Origin of the sequence: Pseudomonas sp. QE6 (assembly GCF_041379005.1) — a bacterium.
Lineage (GTDB): Bacteria > Pseudomonadota > Gammaproteobacteria > Pseudomonadales > Pseudomonadaceae > Pseudomonas.
This window is the reverse complement of sequence record NZ_CP166873.1, coordinates 140787-158386: the sequence shown is the minus strand read 5'-3', so window position 1 is coordinate 158386 and position 17600 is coordinate 140787. Positions and strand designations below refer to the sequence as shown.

At 66.7% G+C, this 17600-nt stretch carries 13 protein-coding genes and 1 other RNA gene; 4 read left to right on the top strand and 10 right to left on the bottom strand.

Features of this window, described 5'->3' with window-relative positions:
- The first annotated feature begins 86 nt into the window (after positions 1-86).
- From ACAW63_RS00735 to ACAW63_RS00720, 4 genes are all read left to right on the top strand, one after another.
- Entirely contained in the window at positions 87-833 is a 747-nt protein-coding gene (locus ACAW63_RS00735) for a FadR/GntR family transcriptional regulator (RefSeq protein ID WP_275608744.1), read from the top strand.
- 130 nt (positions 834-963) lie between these two features.
- The gene (locus ACAW63_RS00730) at positions 964-1719 is read left to right on the top strand and encodes a cache domain-containing protein (RefSeq protein WP_371230974.1); all 756 of its coding nucleotides are present in this window, start codon (positions 964-966) and stop codon (positions 1717-1719) included.
- Positions 1720-1780: 61 nt separating this feature from the next.
- Positions 1781-2452 carry a YceH family protein gene (locus tag ACAW63_RS00725; RefSeq protein ID WP_371230972.1) on the top strand — a complete coding sequence of 224 codons (672 nt, stop codon included), beginning with the start codon at positions 1781-1783 and terminating at the stop codon, positions 2450-2452.
- 114 nt (positions 2453-2566) lie between these two features.
- Positions 2567-2869: a hypothetical protein gene (locus ACAW63_RS00720; RefSeq protein WP_371230970.1), complete on the top strand. Its 303-nt coding sequence runs from the start codon at positions 2567-2569 to the stop codon at positions 2867-2869.
- 63 nt (positions 2870-2932) lie between these two features.
- Here the strand turns inward: ACAW63_RS00720 and ssrA are convergent.
- The 10 genes from ssrA to ACAW63_RS00670 form a co-directional block, all read right to left on the bottom strand.
- Positions 2933-3288: a transfer-messenger RNA gene (gene ssrA / locus ACAW63_RS00715) on the bottom strand.
- A 74-nt stretch (positions 3289-3362) separates the two neighbouring features.
- On the bottom strand, positions 3363-4040 hold the full coding sequence (locus ACAW63_RS00710) for a type 1 glutamine amidotransferase domain-containing protein (protein ID WP_275608740.1): 678 nt from the start codon (positions 4038-4040) through the stop codon (positions 3363-3365).
- Positions 4041-4128: 88 nt separating this feature from the next.
- The gene (locus ACAW63_RS00705; RefSeq protein WP_371230968.1) at positions 4129-5139 is read right to left on the bottom strand and encodes a sodium:calcium antiporter; all 1011 of its coding nucleotides are present in this window, start codon (positions 5137-5139) and stop codon (positions 4129-4131) included.
- Between the two features lie 398 nt (positions 5140-5537).
- On the bottom strand, positions 5538-8828 hold the full coding sequence (locus tag ACAW63_RS00700; protein ID WP_371234532.1) for a carboxyl transferase domain-containing protein: 3291 nt from the start codon (positions 8826-8828) through the stop codon (positions 5538-5540).
- Positions 8829-9011: 183 nt separating this feature from the next.
- Positions 9012-9263: a hypothetical protein gene (locus tag ACAW63_RS00695; RefSeq protein ID WP_275608737.1), complete on the bottom strand. Its 252-nt coding sequence runs from the start codon at positions 9261-9263 to the stop codon at positions 9012-9014.
- Positions 9264-9348: 85 nt separating this feature from the next.
- Positions 9349-10755: a sensor histidine kinase gene (locus ACAW63_RS00690; RefSeq protein WP_371230966.1), complete on the bottom strand. Its 1407-nt coding sequence runs from the start codon at positions 10753-10755 to the stop codon at positions 9349-9351.
- Positions 10752-11429: a response regulator gene (locus tag ACAW63_RS00685; protein ID WP_371230964.1), complete on the bottom strand. Its 678-nt coding sequence runs from the start codon at positions 11427-11429 to the stop codon at positions 10752-10754. Before ACAW63_RS00685 ends, ACAW63_RS00690 begins: the two co-directional genes overlap by 4 nt.
- Positions 11430-11636: 207 nt before the next feature.
- Entirely contained in the window at positions 11637-14444 is a 2808-nt protein-coding gene (locus ACAW63_RS00680; protein ID WP_371230962.1) for an FAD-binding and (Fe-S)-binding domain-containing protein, read from the bottom strand.
- 172 nt (positions 14445-14616) lie between these two features.
- Complete coding sequence (gene lldD / locus ACAW63_RS00675) at positions 14617-15762, bottom strand: FMN-dependent L-lactate dehydrogenase LldD (RefSeq protein WP_371230960.1); 1146 nt, start codon at positions 15760-15762, stop codon at positions 14617-14619.
- 123 nt (positions 15763-15885) lie between these two features.
- A complete protein-coding gene (locus tag ACAW63_RS00670; protein WP_371230959.1) occupies positions 15886-17562 on the bottom strand; it encodes a lactate permease LctP family transporter in 1677 nt (558 codons plus the stop codon).
- Positions 17563-17600: the final 38 nt, after the last annotated feature.

The window sequence follows — 17600 nt, the reverse complement described above, 5'->3', positions numbered from 1 at the left end:
TGCTCAGCTAGCAAGTAGACTTCGTCACCAACGCCGGAACAGGAAATTTCGCGCAGGAAGCGTCCGCGCCCCTCGCACTGCTGCCTATGAACGAATTCAGGAAAGTCCGCCCCGCCACTTTCATGCGCCTGCGCCAGGAAGGACGCACCGAGGAAGTCGCGCGCCGGCTGGTGGAAATGGTCGATCTCGGCCTGTACGCCGAAGGCGAGCAACTGCCCAGCGAAAGCGAGCTGGCCATGCAATTCGGCGTTGCCACCGTGACGTTGCGCGACGCCCTGGCGGAGCTGCGCGAACGCGGTGTGATCGAGACACGGCGGGGGCGCAATGGCGGCAGTTTCGTCTGCTCGCCGCAGCACACCTCCGAGGATGCTCTGCTCGGCCAGCTGCGCCAGATGAGTGCGCTGGAGCTACGCGACCTCGGTGACGAGCATGTGGCCATTGCCGGTGCCGCCGCGCGCCTGGCCGCCCAGCGCTCTACGTCGGATGAGCAGGCGCGCATCGCCCAATACCTCGATGCCCTCGCCAGCGCCACCACGCGACAGGAGCAACGCCGTGCCGATGCGCGTTTCCACATCGAGATCGCCGTCGCCGCCCAGTCCGTGCGCCTGACCCATGCGGAGACGCGCCTGCAGGCGGAAATCGGCGAATGGCTGTGGCTGCCGGTGGAAGGCTTCCCCGGTGCGGCGGCCATCGAGCAGGAGCACCGCGCCATTCTCGAAGCGATCAGCGCCGGCGACTCGAACCTGGCCGGCGCGTTGGCCGAAGCCCACGTCACCCGCGGCATCAAGCGGCTGATCAACCTGCGGCTGAGCCTGCTGGCCGACGACGGCTGACTGGCACAGCGCTTGCTGCTTTCCCGACGCGCCCGGACGGGCGCACGCAACGACTCACCGAACCGATTTTGCGGGCCTCTCTGGCCCGCCCCTGAACCAGAACAACGACAAGAACAGCGAGGCCCCGGCCATGTCCAGCGAGCAACCCACGGATGAACTCCAGCGCTGTGCCCAGCGCATCGACGCTTCCATCCGTAACGTTTTCCAGCGCCTCGACGAGCTGGCCGGTGAGGTCGTGGCGATCTGGCGCGAGCTGGCCCGGGACGGCAAGCGGCCGTCTTCCCGGGACCTGGGCGCATTGCGTCCGCGCATCCAGCACGACCTCACCGATGACGGCACACGTCTGCACGGTACCGGCGTGGTGATCGAACCGGGCGAACTGGCCGACCAGGACATGTATCTGGAGTGGTGGTACCACGGCCGTGGCGACAAGGTCGTGCCCATGAGCCTGAACTTCAACCGGCGCAGCGAGAGCTTCTACAACTACCTCAACATGCCCTGGTTCTCGCGCCCGCGCGCCAGCGGCCAGCCCTCGGTGGTTGGGCCCTTCGTCGACCTCTACGGCACCGACCTGTACATCCTCGCCTTCTCCGTGCCGATCCAGGTGGACGGCCGCTTCATTGGCGTCGCCGCTGCCGACATCGCCCTGCACGAATTCGAGGGTGTGCTGCTGGGCAGCCTGATGCAGATGGGCCACGAAGCCCTAGTGGTCAACGGCGAGGGCCGCGTGGTGGCCGCCAACACCGCCAACTGGTTCACCGGCGACCTTGCCCGACGCACGCTGGGTCGCAATGCACAGGGCCGCGAGCAGGAGTTGGCCGCGTCCTTCTCGCACTGGGCTGTCATTGAGCGACCGCTGAACCGCCGCCTGGCCGGTGCGGCCTGAGGCTGCCAAACGCCGCGTAAACGGCTAGGCTAGGGCGGTTCCCTCATCGACGGATGCCGCCATGAGCCAGTCGCTCGACACCCTCTCCGACTTCGAACCCTTCAGTGCAGTGGATGCCCGCGTTCTCGGGTGCCTGATCGAAAAGCAGCTCACCACGCCCGAAGCCTACCCGCTCACCCTCAACGCCCTGGTCACCGCCTGCAACCAGAAGACCAGCCGCGACCCGGTGATGAACCTCACGCCCGGCCAGGTCGGCCAATCCTTGCGCCACCTCGAAGGCCGCGAGATGACCCGCCTGGTCATGGGCAGCCGCGCCGACCGCTGGGAGCAGCGTCTGGACAAGGCTCTGGAACTGGTCAAGCCGCAGGTCATCCTGCTCGGCCTGCTGTTCCTGCGCGGCCCGCAGACCCTCAACGAACTGCTCACCCGCAGCCAGCGCATGCACGACTTCGACGACACCGAAGAAGCCCGCCACCAGCTCGAACGCCTCGCCAGCCGCGGCATGGCCGTGCAGCTGGAGCGCCAGAGCGGTCAGCGCGAAGACCGCTACATGCACCTGCTGGGCACCGAGGAAGACCGCCAGGCCGCCATCGCCGCCAGCGGCAGCCGCGCCTCCAGCGAACGTAATGATGGCGGTGGGCACGACGAAGGCCGCCTGGTCGAACTCGAAGCCCGCATCGCGGCCCTGGAAGAGCGCCTCGCCTTGCTGGAACTGGGCGTCTCGCGGGACTGAATCAGCTATTTCCCACTGGCCGATCGACTTTGGTCGGCCTGCCCTCCCACTAATCAAGCGTTAACATTCGCCGTCGATAGTCACCGCATTACCCGCTTCAACCCGGAGTTCCCCATGAGTCGTCCTTTCTCCCAGGCCCAGCTGACCGCCGTGCTCAGCCAGCTTTCGGAAACCGACTTGAAGACCGTGAACGACCTGAGCGGCAATCGTGAGCGAAACCTGTTGGCCATTCGTGAACTGTTCCGCCAGGGGCTGATCAGCGGCGTGCTGATCGATGACCCTTTCGGCGCCGAAGACGATGAAGGCCCGCTGCTCTGCAACGCCGAACGGCTGCGTCTGCGCAAGCCTTGTGTGGAGACGGCCGTGGAGGAACGAACCGAGCTACTGATGCCACGGCTGGGGTTCCTGACGCTGTAGGCAGATCGCGCGGGCAATAAAAAAGGCGCTGGGCTTGAGGCTCAGCGCCTTTTTCTTTGGATTTGGTGGAGCCGGGGGGATTTGAACCCCCGTCCGCCAGTTCTCCGCTGTCGGTTCTACATGCTTAGCCATCTCTACTGAGTTAACTCCGCGCCGCCCGAGTGGCAGGGTGCTTGGAGCGAGCTGTATGAGTTTTAGCCGTTACGTCTACAGCGAACTTGGCGGCGATCCTGTTCTATCTGACAGACCTAATCTTCGGGTTTACAGGCATCCCCTAGGGTCTGCTGGTGCATTAAGCAGCCAGAGCGTAGTTGTCGTCGTTGGCAACTATAAAGTTGTGGCAGCTGATTTACGAGAACTGTCACCTACTCGGCATGCCCCTCGAGTTTTGTTACCGGCGTCGAATCCTAATCGGCCCCAAAACCTTTGAAGGTCGCCGACCATTCTACGGGAAAGCCGCCCCGAGGTCCAACCGGGGCGGAGCAAGTCATTGTCAGGTTAGGAATTTCAGCACGGCCTCAGCCACCGCTTCGGAGGAGGCTGGGTTCTGGCCGGTGATCAGGCCCCGGTCGACCTCCACGTGGCTTTGCCAGTCGGGGCCTTTGCTGTAGCGGGCGCCGTTGGCCTTGAGCATGTCCTGGACGAGGAAGGGCACCACGTCGGTGAGGCCCACGGCTTCCTCTTCGCTGTTGGTGAAGCCGGTGACGTGTCGGCCCTGCACCAGCGGACGGCCGTCCAGTCCGCGCGGGTGGCGGAATACGGCGGGGGCGTGGCAGACGGCGGAGACGGGCTTGCCGCTGGAGTGGAAGGCTTCGATCAATGCCACCGAGGTTCTGTCCTCGGCCAGGTCCCAGAGTGGGCCATGGCCACCGGGGTAGAAGATGGCGTCGTAGTCGTCGGCGTGCACCTCGGTCAGTTTCACGGTATTGGCCAGTGCGGCCTGCGCTTCGCTGTCCTGGCGGAAGCGGCGGGTGGCCGGGGTCTGGGCGTCTTCCTCGTCGCTCTTGGGGTCGAGCGGTGGCTGGCCGCCTTTGGGCGAGGCCAGGGTCAGGGTGGCGCCGGCATCCTTGAACACGTAGTAGGGCGCGGCGAACTCCTCGAGCCAGAAGCCGGTTTTCTTGCCGGTGCTGCCGAGCTGGTCGTGGGAGGTCAGGACTACCAGGATTTTCATGCTCACTCCTTCGGCGTATCGCTGTGACGAGCGGCTGCCGCAGCAACGGCAGCCCAGACTGGTCAGTGTAGGCGGTACGCCGTACTCGTCAGCGTGACAGGGTGATGCCCAGATAGGCGGCGTATAGCACGCCGTTGAGCAGCAGCACCCAGACCGGGAACCCGTCGCGCTGGGCATTGAGGCGAAGCCAGAGGGCGGCGCCAAGGGTGATCAGCACGCCGGTGAGGACTTCTGTGCGCGGTTGCCAGGGGGTGAGCAGGATGCCGATGGCGGGCAGCAGGGTGCCCTGGAAGACCATGGCGCCGCTGATGTTGCCGAAGGCCAGGGTGTCCTTGCCGCGGCGGACCCAGAGGATGCTGTTGATCTTTTCCGGCAGTTCGGTGGCGATCGGGATGATCAGCAGCGACAGCAGCAGCGCGGAAACTCCCAGCAGGTGCGACAGCCCCTCGACGCCGTGGATGAAGCCCTTGGCGCCCAGCACCAGCAGAGCCAGGCCCAGCAGCAACTGCAGCAGGATGGTTCCCAGGTTGGTCGGCAGGCCGATGCGCGACAGGTGCATGTGGTGGTCGGCCTCGGTGCCGTGACCGTTCTGCACCAGATCCTGCGAAGCACGCAGCGTGAGGGTGATGTAGGCGACGTAGGTGAGTACCAGCAACAGGCTCAGGCCAAGGCGGACCGTCAGGTATTGCGTCGGCACGAACATGGCGACGGTGGCGAGGCTGAAGGCGATCAGGAAGAAGTTCAGGTCGCGCTGCAGGCCGGTGCGCTCGGGGCGTACGCGTCCGCTCAGGCCGCGTGCGCGCAGGACGAAGCAGGCCATCAGACAGGTGGACAGGGTCGAGAGCATCAACGGCGCGCCGAGGATGGCGCCCACGCCGACTTCCTGGTTGAGGTTGGCGTTACTGGTGCCGGCGAACAGGGCCAGCAGCGGGATCAGGGTCTCCGGCAGGGCGGTGCCGATGGCGGCGAACAGCGAGCCGGTAACGCCTTCGGAAATGCCCAGGCGCTCGCCGAGATGCTCCAGCGCGTTGGTGAAGACTTCGGCGGCAATCAGGATCACCAGCAGCATGCCGAGCAGTTCGAGGATGAAGGTCAGCATGCGTGGGGCTCCAGGATGGAGCGAGGTGCGGGGTAGTGCATCACGGTGAAAACTCCCGGCCGGTTCGATACCCATGACCACGCGCTCCCCGGCCGTTCGGAGGCTGCGTGGTCAAAGGTCTTGCCGGGCAACGTATCGCTAGCGACGCCATGGCTTGAAATCTGTCTACGATCTGCTGCGCGTCGGCAGAGCGTCGTTGAGACCCGCTGAGAAATGCTCATTTACTCTCGTAAACTCTGCTTTCTCAGCAGCTCCCGCCGGGTTCTGCTCTAGCTCGCGAGATCGTCAACGGATTTGGGCCAAGTGTGTTGACGTCGCCCCCGCTCGCACGAGCGGTCGGCTACTCCCCAATGACGCGCGCATTCTAGCCGATCACAAGCTTAGCTCAACCCGACCGCTCACCAAGTGTCGATCAGTGGGCGCTTCTTCCCCTGGCGAGGCGCCGGGCGCGGCACCGAGGCGAGGCCGCGCAGCAGCCAGCGGCGGGTGTCGGCCGGGTCGATCACGTCGTCGATTTCCAGGTAGCTCGCCATGTTCAGTCCCTTGCCGTTGCGGTAGGCCGCGGCGACCAGCTTGTCGAACAGCTTTTGCCGCTCCTGCGCATCTTCCACGGCGGCCAGTTCCTTGGAGTAGCCGAGGCGGATCGCGCCTTCCAGCCCCATGGCGCCGAACTCGCCGCTGGGCCAGGCCACCGTGAACAGCGCCGCGTGGAAGCTGCCGGCCGCCATCGCCTGCGCGCCCAGGCCATAGCCCTTGCGCAGCACCACGGTGAAGAAGGGCACGGTCAGGCTGGCGGCGGTGACGAACATGCGCGACACGTGGCGGACGGTGGCGGTCTTTTCCGCCTCCGGGCCGACCATGAAGCCGGGGGTGTCGCACAGGGAAATGACCGGCAGGTCGAAGGCGTCGCACAGTTGCATGAAGCGCGCGGCCTTGTCACCGGCTTCGGAGTCGATGGCGCCGCCCAGGTGCATGGGGTTGTTGGCGATCAGGCCGAAGGGTTTGCCCTCGATGCGCACCAGCGCGGTGATCATCCCGGCGGCGAAGCCGCGGCGCAGTTCCAGTACCGAGCCACTGTCGGCCAGTTGTTCGATGACCTGGCGGATGTCGTAGACGCGCAGGCGGTTCTCCGGCACCGCGTGGCGCAGCAGGCGCTGGTCGGCGCATTCCCAGTCGGCGGTGTCGCCCTGGAAGTAGGCGAGGTACTGGCGGGCGATGCGAGTGGCTTCGGCCTCGTCCTCCACCAGCACGTCGATCACGCCGTTGGCGCTCTGCACGTCGCTGGGGCCGACTTCCTCCGGGGCGAATTTGCCCAGCCCGCCGCCCTCGATCATCGCCGGTCCCGCCATGCCCAGGCTGGTATCGCGGGTGGCTATGATCACGTCGCAGCAACCGAGCAGGGCGGCGTTGCCGGCGAAGCAGCGACCGGAGACCACGCCCACCAGCGGCACCAGTCCGGAGAGCCGCGCCAGGCCGACGAAGCTCATGTTGTCCAGGCCGGCGACGCCAACGAAATCGGTGTCACCCGGCCGCCCGCCGCCGCCTTCGGCATAGAGCACCAGCGGGATGCGCCACTGCTCGGCGAGGTGCAGCATGCGGTCGGTCTTCTTGTGGTTCATCACGCCCTGGGTGCCGGCGAATACCGTGTAGTCGTAGGCCAGTACCAGGCAGCGCGCCTTCTCGTCGCCGAACTGCGCGGCGTTGATGCTGCCCAGGCCGCTGACCAGACCGTCGGCCGGACTGCTGGTGATCAGTTCCTCGACGCTGCGACGACGGCGCTGGGCGGCGATGGCCAGCGCGCCGTACTCGATGAAGCTGCCTTCGTCGAGCAGGTCGGCGAGGTTCTCACGGGTGGTGCGCTTGCCAGTCTTGTGGCGCTTGGCAACGGCATCCGGACGGCGCTCGTCGAGGCCGATGGCATGGCGCTCGATGACTTCGGCGAGGTCGGCGCGGATCGCGTCGAGGTCGATGGCGGCGGCGTCCTGGCTGCCCTGCGCCGCGATGTCCGCCGGTTCCACGAACAGCAGTGTATCGCCTTCGCCCAGGCTGTCGCCCGGCGTCGCGGCCAGGCTGTGGACGATGCCGCTGGCACTGGCCTTGACCTCGAACTCCATCTTCATGGCTTCGATCACGGCGATGGTCTGGCCTTGGGCGACGGCGTCTCCGGGCGTCACCTGGAGGCTGACCAGCACGCCGGTGCCGGGCGTGCTCAGCGGGATGCAGCCGGCGGGTGCTTCGCTGGTGCGCTGCTCGACCTGCGCGTGGCCGGCGTGGCTGAAGAAGCGGTGGGGATGTGCGTGTTCCTGCGCGCCGAGCAGGCTGGGCAGGTGCTCCTCGATGTAGCGGGTGGTCACAAGATTCTCGGCGACTTCCGGCTGGCGCAGCAGGTTGAGCAGCAGCGGAATGTTGCTCGCCACACCCTCCAGGCGGAACTCGCAGAGCGCGCGATAGGCGCGCTGCACCAGCTGCGGAAAACCGGCGTTGCCGTGGACGATCAGCTTGGCCAGCAGCGAGTCGTAGCCGGCGCTGTTGCGGTAGCCTGCGTAGCCATAACCATCCACACGCAGGCCGGGCCCGCTGGGTGGTTCGTAGGCGCTGATCTGGCCGCAGGCGAGTTGCGGGGTGCCGTCGCTGGCGAGGCTTTCCAGGTTGATCCGCAGTTGCAGGGCATGGCCGCGCGGCGCGGGAATCTCGGCCTGGGTCAGGCCCAGTTCGGCCAGGCTTGCGCCGGCGGCGATGCGCAGTTGCGCTTGCACGAGGTCGATGCCGGTCACCGCTTCGGTGATGGTGTGCTCCACCTGCAGGCGCGGGTTGGCCTCCATGAACACGAAGTCGCCGCTGTCCTCGTCCAGCAGGAATTCGAAGGTGCCCAGGCCGCGATAGTTCACCGCTTCGGCCAGGCGCAGGGCGGCGGCGAGGATGGCGCCGCGCAGGCGCGGATGCAGGTTGGGGCTGGGGGCGATTTCCAGCAGCTTCTGGTTGCGCCGTTGCAGGGTGCAGTCGCGTTCCCACAGGTGGCTGACGCTGCGGCCGTCGCCGATCACCTGCACTTCGATGTGCCGGGCGCGCGGGATCAGGCGTTCGACGTACAGGCGGTCATCGCCGAAGGCTGCTCGGGCTTCGGCCTGGCAGCGTGCGTAGGCTTCGGCGATCCCGGCCACCGTGCGTACCGCCCGCATGCCGCGCCCACCGCCACCGGCGAGGGCCTTGATCATCATCCCGGAGCCGCTGGGCAACTCGCGGAAGAAGCGTTCGGCGTCCTCCCGCGAGGTGGCGCGGTTACTACCGACGGCCAGCGCCACGCCATGCGCGTTGGCCAGGTCGCGGGCGCGGGCCTTGTCGCCGAAGCACTCCAGGATATCCGCCGGGGGACCGACGAAGGTCAGTCCGGCGGCTTCGCAACGGCGGGCGAAGTCGGCGTTTTCGGAGAGGAAACCGTAGCCGGGATGCACGGCATCGCAGCCCTGGGCCAGGGCGAGGTCGATCAGTTGCTGCTGGTCGAGGTAGGCGCTGGCGCCGCGTCCGCGCAGGGGCTGCGCCTGGTCGGCCTGACGGGTGTGCAGGGCGTCGGCATCGTCTTCGGCGTAGACGGCGAGACTGCGGATGCCCAGTTCGGCAGCGGCGCGGGCGATGCGGATGGCGATTTCGCCACGGTTGGCGATGAGCAGGTGCGTCAGGGGCATGGCGATTCCGGTTGTGATTCTTGTCGGTCGGCAATCGCTACATCTTAGGTAGGTGCTCGGGTGGGGGAATGAACTGCTTTCTCGCGAATGGCATGCGCTTCGTGGGGGTTATGGACGTACAGGCCCGCAGATACATCCTGCACCCGGTAGACAAGGCGGCCGGCCAGTGCGGCCGGCCGCTGAGCGGGATCAGGACTTACCGCTCTGCTTGAGCAACTTCAGGGCTTTTTCGGTTTGGGCGATGCAAGCCTTGGTATTACCAGCCTGCTGGGACTGGATGGCTTTTTCCTGCAGGCGCATGGCTTGATCCTGGGTCTGGGCGGTGCCGGCATTGGACTGCACGGCAGCATCGATTTTCTGGAGATTGTCGCTGCACAGGTCGGCGGCGAAGGCCGGCGACGCCAGCAAGGCGGCGGTAATGAGCAAGGCGGTACGTTTCATGGCTGTACTCCTGGCAAATTGACCGAGTCGTGGCGGACCGTTCACGCGGGCCGTAAAGAGTGGACGGCCGGATTTCGCGCCAGGTTCACTCTTTTTCGCCAATGGTTATCGGCAGTTCGACGCATACGCCGAGGCCGGCACCGTCCAGTCCTTCGTGCAGGCTGATGCGGCCGTGATGGATCTCCACGATGCGCTTGACGATGGGCAGGCCGAGCCCGCTGCCGGCGCTGCTGGCCACGCTGGGGCTGCGGTAGAAGCGGGTGAATATCGCCGCTTGCTCGGCTTGCGCCACGCCGGGGCCGTTGTCGCGCACCCAGAGCACCAACCGGTCGCCCGTGCGCTCCAGGCTCACCGCTACGCGGCCGCCTTCGGGCGTGTAGCGCAGGGCGTTGCCGACCAGGTTGGTAAGGATCAGTCCCAGCCAGACCGACACCCCCATCAGTGTGGTCTCCGGGTGGGTGTCGAGGGTGAGTTCGATCCGCCTGTCGATGGCCTGGGGAGCGAGTTCGGCGATGGCTTCTTCGGCGAGCAGGCCGAGGTCGACACGGCGGAAGGTTTCGTGCAGCTCCTCGCCGTCGAGTCGGGCCAGCAGCAGGATCTGCTCCATCAGTGCGCTGATGCGCTCCACGCTCCGGCTGACCTGCTGCAGGCCGTGAGCGTGGGCTGCCGGGTCGGAAGAGCGCAGCGCCACCTGGGCGTGGGTGCGCAGGCTGGCCAGCGGTGTGCGGATTTCGTGGGCGGCGTCGCTGGTGAGGCGGCGTTCGGCCTCCATGGCCGACTGCAGGCGCTCCAGCAGCAGGTTCAGTTCCCTGACCAGGCTGTGCACCTCCACCGGTGCCCGGCTCAGCGACAGCGGATGCAGGCTGTGGGCGGTACGCTGGTGAACCTGGGCGATGAGGCTGCGCAGCGGTGCCAGGCCCTGGCGCACGCCGAGCCAGACCAGTACGAGGAACAGCGGCAAGGCCAGCAGCAGCGGGAACAGCGCGCTGAACAGCAGCAGGCGCAGCGTCTTGGAGCGGTAATGCAAGTCCTCGAATACCCAGATTCGCACGCCGTCCGGGCCCGCCGAGGCAATCTGCAGCACCCGCCAACTCACATCGCCCTGTTCCAGTCTGGAGAAGCCCAGGGGCTGCTGCTCGACGCCGGGTGGCGGCTCGTCGGTGGTGAGCAGGCGCTGGCCCTGGTACCAGATGGAGTAGCCCAGCGTGGCTTCCCGGCGTATCAGCGGCAGGCCTTCGATGGCCTTGCGGCTGCGGGCGATGATGTCGCCCGGTGGCGTGGGCTGGGCATCGATGGAGTCGGCAATATCCACCAGGCTCAGGGCGGCCTGGCCGAAGTCGATCATGTCCTGGTCGTAGAGACCGTTCACCTGTTGGCGGGTCAGGTGATAGGTGAAGAAGCCGGCGACCAGCCAGCACAGCGAGATGCCGCCGATCAGCAGCAGCAACAGGCGGCGGCTGAGCGAGCCGGCGCGGCGCGGGACAGGGCTCACGGCGAGGACGGATTGCCGGGGCGGTCGATGCCGTAGCCGATACCCCGCACGGTGCGGATCAGGCCATTGCCGAGCTTGCGGCGCAGGTGGTGGATGTGGACTTCGATGGCGTTGCTCTCCAGGTCGCCGTCCCAGCCGTACAGGGCTTCCACCAGGCGGGTGCGGGACAGCACCTTGCCGCGTTGTTCCAGCAGCAGGCGCAACAGTGCGTATTCGCGTGGGGCCAGCTCCACCGGCGTGCCGCAGAGGCTGACCTGGTGGGTAGCCGGGTCCAGCATCAGTTCGCCGTGCTGCAGCAGCGGCGCGGCGCGGCCGGTACGGCGGCGGGTGAGGGCGCGGACACGGGCGAGCAGTTCGTCGAGGTCGAAGGGTTTGGTCAGGTAATCATCGGCGCCGGCGTCGAGGCCGGACACGCGGTCGGCCACCTTGTCACGGGCGGTGAGGATCAGCACCGGGGTCAGGTCGCCGCGTCGACGCAGGCTGCGCAGTACGTCCAGGCCGTCCTTGCGTGGCAGGCCGAGGTCGAGGACCAGCAGGTCGAATTCGTCGGTCTGCAGTGCCTGGTCGGCAGCCTGGCCGTCCTGGACCCAATCCACGGTGTCGCCTTCCAGTCCGAGTCCGGCGCGAATGCCGTCACCCAGCAGTTGGTCATCTTCCGCCAGCAGGATTCTCATCGGTGCCCCCTCATCGCACGGCGCCGCCGCGACTGTCCCGAGCAGGATAGCCGCAGAGGCAGTTTCGCGGCAGAGGGTCGCAGCGCTGGCTTAACGAGGCGTTAAGAGGGGAGTGAGTTTACTCGCGAACGGACCGGCCGGCCGTGCCGGCGTCGGGCGGTTCGCGAGCAAGGGCTGGGCGCCCCCCTCGGTCCTACGAAAAGCATCCTACGCTCTGGCGCGAGTCACGCGATCCACCAGGTAGACCACGCCGCGATAATCGATGCCGCCGTGGGCGGACAGGCCGATCTCGCAGGTGCGGCTGGTGGAGACGCCTTCCTCGCAGTGCTGCACGGCATCCCTGAGCGTGCGCAGCGAGTGCGCTTTCAGTTCCGGTGTGGTGAAGCCCTTGTCACCGGCGAAGCCGCAGCAGTGGATGCCTTCGGGGATCACCACCTCGCGGGTGCAGCGCTTGACCAGGTCGATCAGCGCCTGGCTTTCCCCCAGGTGCTGGGTGCTGCAGGTGACGTGCACGGCCACCGGCTTGTCCTGCGGCTGGAAGTGCAGGCGCTCCACCAGGTGCGTGCGGATGAACTTCACCGGGTCGTAGATCTTCAGCCGGTCGTCCGCCAGCTCCTGCACCAGGCGCAGGGTGCAGGGGCTGGTGTCGCAGTAGATCGGATCGAGGCCGCCGCGGCTGGCGCGCAGCAGTTCGGCGAGCAGCTCGTCGCGCTTGGCGTCGGCCTGGTCCTTGTAGCCTTTTGAGGCGAAGGGCTGGCCGCAGCAGAGGTTGTCGGCGTTGTCCGGGAAGACCACCTGGTAGCCGGCCTTTTCCAGCAACCGGCGGGTCTTGTCGATCAGCGGCATCTGCTCCTCGTCCGCCGCCGCCGGGCCCATGGCGCGGGACACGCAGGCGGTCAGGTAGACCACGCGCGGGCGGCTGTCGTCGAGCGTGCGCGGCGGTGCGGCGAGGCGAACCGGTTGCGGCATGGCTGGCGTCCACTGCGGCACGCGGCCTTTGCTCGCATGGCTGATGGAGGCACTGAGGCTGGCCAGGCGCGGCGCACCCAGCACCCTGCGTGCGCCATTGGCGGCATGCAGCATGAAGCGCGCGCCTTTCATGGCGGTGGCGAAGTTGCGGGCGAGCCAGGTGGCGGTACCGGCGTGCTGCGCTTGTTCGCCGCGCAGCTTTTTGATGAGCTCGCCGGTGTTGATGTTCACCGGGCAACGCTGGGCGCACAGGCCGGTGGCGGCGCAGGTGTCGATGCCCTGGTACTGGTAGTCGCGCTCAAGCTGCGTGGTGTCGACGCCGGCGCGGCGCCTGGCCTGGATGTCGCGCCACATGACGATACGCTGGCGCGGGCTCAGGGTCAGTCCCTTGGACGGGCAGACCGGTTCGCAGAAGCCGCACTCGATGCACTTGTCGACGATCTCGTCGGCGGCTGGCAGCGGCTTGAGGTTCTTCAGGTGCAGCTGCGCATCGTCGGTCAGCACCACGCCGGGATTGAGGATGCCGGTGGGATCGAGCAGGCGCTTGAGCTGCCACATCAGCTGGTAGGCGTCGTGGCCCCATTCCAGCTCGACGAAGGGCGCCATGTTGCGCCCGGTGCCGTGCTCGGCCTTGAGCGAGCCGCCGTATTCCACCGCGACCAGGTGCGCGACGTCGTCCATGAAGGCCGAGTAGCGGGCGATCTGCTCCGGCGACTCGAAGCCCTGGGTGAAGACGAAGTGCAGGTTCCCTTCCAGCGCGTGGCCGAACAGGATGGCTTCGTCGTAGCCGTGCTTGTCGAACAGCGCGATCAGGCGGTTCACGCCTTCGGCCAGTTGTTCGACGGGGAAGGTGACGTCTTCGATGATCACCGTGGTGCCGGTTTCACGCACCGCGCCGACGGCCGGGAAGGTGTCCTTGCGGATGCGCCAGAGCTGGTTGTAGACCACCGGGTCTTCGCTGAAGTCGACCTGTTTCTCCACCGGGTAATCGGCGATGGAGGCGTTGATCCGCGCGAGTTGTTCATGCAGCAGCGACTGGGTCGCGGCGCGGGATTCGATGAGCAATGCGCAGGCGCCTTCGGACAGGCTCTTCACCCATTCCGGCATGCCCTGCATGTTCTCCACCGAGCGCAGGCTGCGGCGGTCCAGCAGCTCCACGGCGGAGACCGGCTGCTGCTTGAGCACGGTCACGGCCTTGCAGCAGGTCTCCACATCGGGGAAGACAATCAGCGCGCTGGCCTTGTGCGGGTGGTCCGGCACGGTGTCATAGGTCACCGCGCTGATGAAGCCCAGGGTGCCCTCGGAGCCGACCATCAGGTGGGTGAGGATGTCCAGCGGCTCGTCGTAGTCGACCAACGCGTTCAGCGACAGGCCGGTGGTGTTCTTCAGCCGGTACTTGTGGCGAATCCTGGCGGCCAGCTCTGTGTTTGCACGAGTCTGGCGGCCCAGTTCGGCGAGCTGGTCGAGCAGGGTGCCGTGGCTATCGCGGAAGGCCGCGATGCTCTCGGGAATCTCGCTGTCCAGCAGGCTGCCGTCGGCCAGCAGCAGGCGCATGCCGGCCAGGGTGTGGTAGCTGTTCTGCGCGGTGCCGCAGCACATGCCGCTGGCGTTGTTGGCGACGATGCCGCCGATCTTGCAGGCGTTGATCGAGGCCGGATCCGGGCCGATCTTGCGGCCGAACGGCGCCAGCCAGGCGTTGGCCTGGGCGCCGATGACGCCGGGCTGCAGGCGAATCTGCGTGCCGCCGTCGCGAATGTCGCGGCCGTTCCAGTTGTCCCCCAGCACCAGCAGCACCGAGTCGCTCACGGCCTGGCCGGAGAGGCTGGTGCCGGCGGCGCGGAAGGTCACCGCGACCTGGTGGGCGTGGGCGGACTTGAGCAGGGTGGCGACTTCGTCTTCGCTCTCGACGCGGATCACCAGCTTGGGGATCAGGCGATAGAAGCTGGCGTCGGTGCCGAAGGCCAGGGTCGACAGCGGATCGTCGAAGCGGCGCTCGCGGGGGATCAGGTGTTCTACCGTGTCGAGGAATGCGGCAGGGAGGCTCATGGCGGCTCCAGTCATCATCGGTGAGCGTGGACCGCTGGACGGCCCATCGGTGTTCTTTTATCGAACGCGCCGAGGCGCGGTCTGACTTGTAGGAGCGAGCTTGCTCGCGAACCGGAAAGGCACTGAGCTGGGCAGGTTCGCGAGCAAGCTCGCTCCTACGAAAAGAAGGCGTTTACGCGCCCAGTTCGCGCACCAGCGAGTCGCGGGTTATCTCGCTGATGGACTTGGCGCCGGTGAGCACCATGGCCACGCGCATTTCCTTTTCGAACAGGTCCAGCAGGTTCTTCACGCCGGCTTCGCCGTGGGTCGCCAAAGCGTAGAGGAAGGCGCGGCCGATGAGCACGGTGTCCGCGCCCAGGGCGATCATGCGCACCACGTCCAGGCCGTTGCGGATGCCGGAGTCGGCGAGAATCTTCAGGTCGCCCTTCACCGCGTCGGCGATGGCCGGCAGGGCGCGGGCGCTGGAGAGCACGCCGTCGAGCTGGCGGCCGCCGTGGTTGGAGACGACGATACCGTCGGCGCCGAATTTCACTGCGTCCTTGGCGTCCTCGGGGTCGAGGATGCCTTTGATCACCATCGGGCCGTCCCAGAAGTCGCGGATCCACTCCAGGTCCTTCCAGGAGATCGACGGATCGAAGTTGGCGCCCAGCCAGCCGATGTAGTCGGCCAGCCCTGTGGGGTTGCCACGGTACCTGGAGATGTTGCCCAGATCGTGCGGCTTGCCCAGCAGGCCGACGTCCAGCGCCCAGGCCGGGTGAGTCATGGCCTGCCAGACACGACGCAGCGGCGCGTTCGGGCCGCTCATGCCGGAGTGGGCATCGCGGTAGCGGGCGCCGGGCACCGGCATATCGACGGTGAACACCAGGGTGGTGACGCCGGCGGCCTTGGCACGCTCCAGGGCGTTGCGCATGAAGCCACGGTCTTTGAGCACGTAGAGCTGGAACCACATCGGTCGGTCGATGGCCGGGGCGACTTCCTCGATGGGGCAGACCGACACGGTGGACATGGTGAACGGAATGCCCTTCGCGGCCGCCGCACGGGCTGCCTGTACTTCGCCGCGCCGGGCGTACATGCCGGTCAGGCCAACCGGAGCCAAGGCCACCGGCATGCTCAGCGTCTCGTTGAACAGGCGCGTCTCCAGGCTCAGCTCGGACATGTTCTTCAGCACGCGCTGGCGCAGGGCGATGCCGGCCAGATCGTCGACGTTGTTGCGCAGCGTGCGCTCGGCGTACGCGCCGCCGTCGGCGTAGTGGAAGAGGAACGGCGGCAGCTTGCGTTGGGCGGCGGCGCGGTAGTCGGTAGAGGCAGAGATGATCATTGGACGTCTCATCAATCGTGGTCTTGTTGCGGGCGTCGTCCCCGCGAAGGCGGGGACCCAGAGAAAACTAGCTGCTCAATCCGGATTCCCACAGGCGGGAATGACGATCCAGTGCCATTTCCCTTAATGCACGAGCATGCCGGTGAAAATGTACGCCTGGGCCAGGGTGATCAAACCCACCATGGCGGCGAACATCAGGCTGTGCTTGAGGGTGAAGCGGAACAGGTCCGATTCCTTGCCGACCATGCCGGTGGCGGCGCAGGCCACGGCGATGGATTGCGGCGAGATCATCTTGCCGGTCACGCCGCCGCTGGTGTTGGCGGCCACCAACAGGGTGTCGTTGACCCCGATCTGGTGTGCGGTGGTGGACTGCAGCGAGCTGAACAGCGCGTTGGACGAGGTATCCGAACCGGTCAGGAACACGCCCAGCCAGCCGAGGAACGGTGAGAAGAACGGGAAGGCCGCACCGGTGCCGGCCAGGACCAGCGCCAGGGTGGTGGACATGCCCGAGTAGTTGGTGACGAAGGCGAAGGCCAGCACCATGCCGATGGAGAGGATCGGCCATTTCAGCTCGACCAGGGTCTCCTTGAAAGTGGTCAGACCAGTTTTCGCGCCGATGCGGAGGATGAACATCGAGACCACGGCGGACAGGAAGATCGCGGTGCCGGTGGCCGAGACCGGGTCCAGCTTGAACACGGCGGCGATCGGCGTCGGGTTGGCGACGATGGGGGCGGTCTTCACGACCATCTGGTCCAGGTGCGGAATGGCGAAGTTGAATACCAGGCTGTAGAGCGTGCCACCCGGCGCGAACATGGCCTTGAACGGCTTCAGGGTCCAGAGGGTGACCAGCACGGTCAGCACCAGGAAGGGCGACCAGGCCTTGAGGATTTCGCCGAAGCTGTAGGGCGAGGGCTCGGTCTCGCGCGGGCCGTTGCCGCCCATGACCGCGGCGCCGCCAGCGGTGGCGACCACTTCACGCTCGGCTGCCGGCTGCCAGACCTTCAGGAACAGGGTCAGGGAAATCAGGCTGACCAGGGCGGAGGTGATGTCCGGCAGTTCCGGGCCGATGAAGTTGGAGGTGAAGTACTGGGTAATGGCGAAGCTGCCGCCGGCGACCAGCGCGGCCGGCCAGGTTTCCTTCACGCCCTTGAGGCCATCCATCATGAACACCAGCCAGAACGGCACGAGGATCGACAGGAACGGCAACTGGCGGCCGGTCATGGCGCCGATCTTGAAGGCGTCGATACCGGTGACCTGGCCGGCCACGATGATCGGGATGCCCAGGGCGCCGAAGGCCACCGGCGCGGTGTTGGCGATCAGGCACAGGCCGGCTGCATACAGCGGATTGAAGCCCAGGCCGACCAGTAGGGCGGCGGTGATCGCCACCGGCGCGCCGAAGCCGGCCGCACCTTCGAGGAAGGCGCCGAAGGAGAAGCCGATCAGCAGCACCTGCAGGCGCTGGTCGCCGGTGATCGACAGCACCGAGCTGCGGATCACTTCGAACTGGCCGCTCTTGACCGTGAGTTTGTAGAGGAACACCGCCGCGACGATGATCCAGGCGATCGGCCACAGGCCATAGGCGAAGCCATAGCCGGCGGCGGCGATGGCCATGTCGGCGGGCATGCCGAAGGCGGCGATGGCGATGATGATCGAGAGGGCGAGGGTGATGCTGCCGGCGACGTGGCCCTTGAGGCGGAACACGGCGAGGGCGAGGAAGAAGAACACGATCGGAATGACGGCGACCAGCGCGGACAGGCCAAGGCTGCCGAGCGGGGTATAGATCTGCTGCCAGGTTTGCATCTGGTTGGCTCCCTAATTGTTTTTGGGTGGAGGGCCTT

What these genes read in the sequence shown, in the direction of transcription:
- ACAW63_RS00730 (WP_371230974.1), top strand. Translation starts at nt 964, where the DNA reads ATGTCCAGCGAGCAACCCACGGATGAACTCCAGCGCTGTGCCCAGCGC.
- ACAW63_RS00710 (WP_275608740.1), bottom strand. Translation starts at nt 4,040, where the DNA reads ATGAAAATCCTGGTAGTCCTGACCTCCCACGACCAGCTCGGCAGCACC.
- ACAW63_RS00685 (WP_371230964.1), bottom strand. Translation starts at nt 11,429, where the DNA reads ATGAGAATCCTGCTGGCGGAAGATGACCAACTGCTGGGTGACGGCATT.
- ACAW63_RS00670 (WP_371230959.1), bottom strand. Translation starts at nt 17,562, where the DNA reads ATGCAAACCTGGCAGCAGATCTATACCCCGCTCGGCAGCCTTGGCCTG.
- lldD (WP_371230960.1), bottom strand. Translation starts at nt 15,762, where the DNA reads ATGATCATCTCTGCCTCTACCGACTACCGCGCCGCCGCCCAACGCAAG.
- ACAW63_RS00705 (WP_371230968.1), bottom strand. Translation starts at nt 5,139, where the DNA reads ATGCTGACCTTCATCCTCGAACTGCTCGGCATGCTGCTGGTGATCCTG.
- ACAW63_RS00695 (WP_275608737.1), bottom strand. Translation starts at nt 9,263, where the DNA reads ATGAAACGTACCGCCTTGCTCATTACCGCCGCCTTGCTGGCGTCGCCG.
- ACAW63_RS00680 (WP_371230962.1), bottom strand. Translation starts at nt 14,444, where the DNA reads ATGAGCCTCCCTGCCGCATTCCTCGACACGGTAGAACACCTGATCCCC.
- ACAW63_RS00725 (WP_371230972.1), top strand. Translation starts at nt 1,781, where the DNA reads ATGAGCCAGTCGCTCGACACCCTCTCCGACTTCGAACCCTTCAGTGCA.
- ACAW63_RS00720 (WP_371230970.1), top strand. Translation starts at nt 2,567, where the DNA reads ATGAGTCGTCCTTTCTCCCAGGCCCAGCTGACCGCCGTGCTCAGCCAG.
- ACAW63_RS00735 (WP_275608744.1), top strand. Translation starts at nt 87, where the DNA reads ATGAACGAATTCAGGAAAGTCCGCCCCGCCACTTTCATGCGCCTGCGC.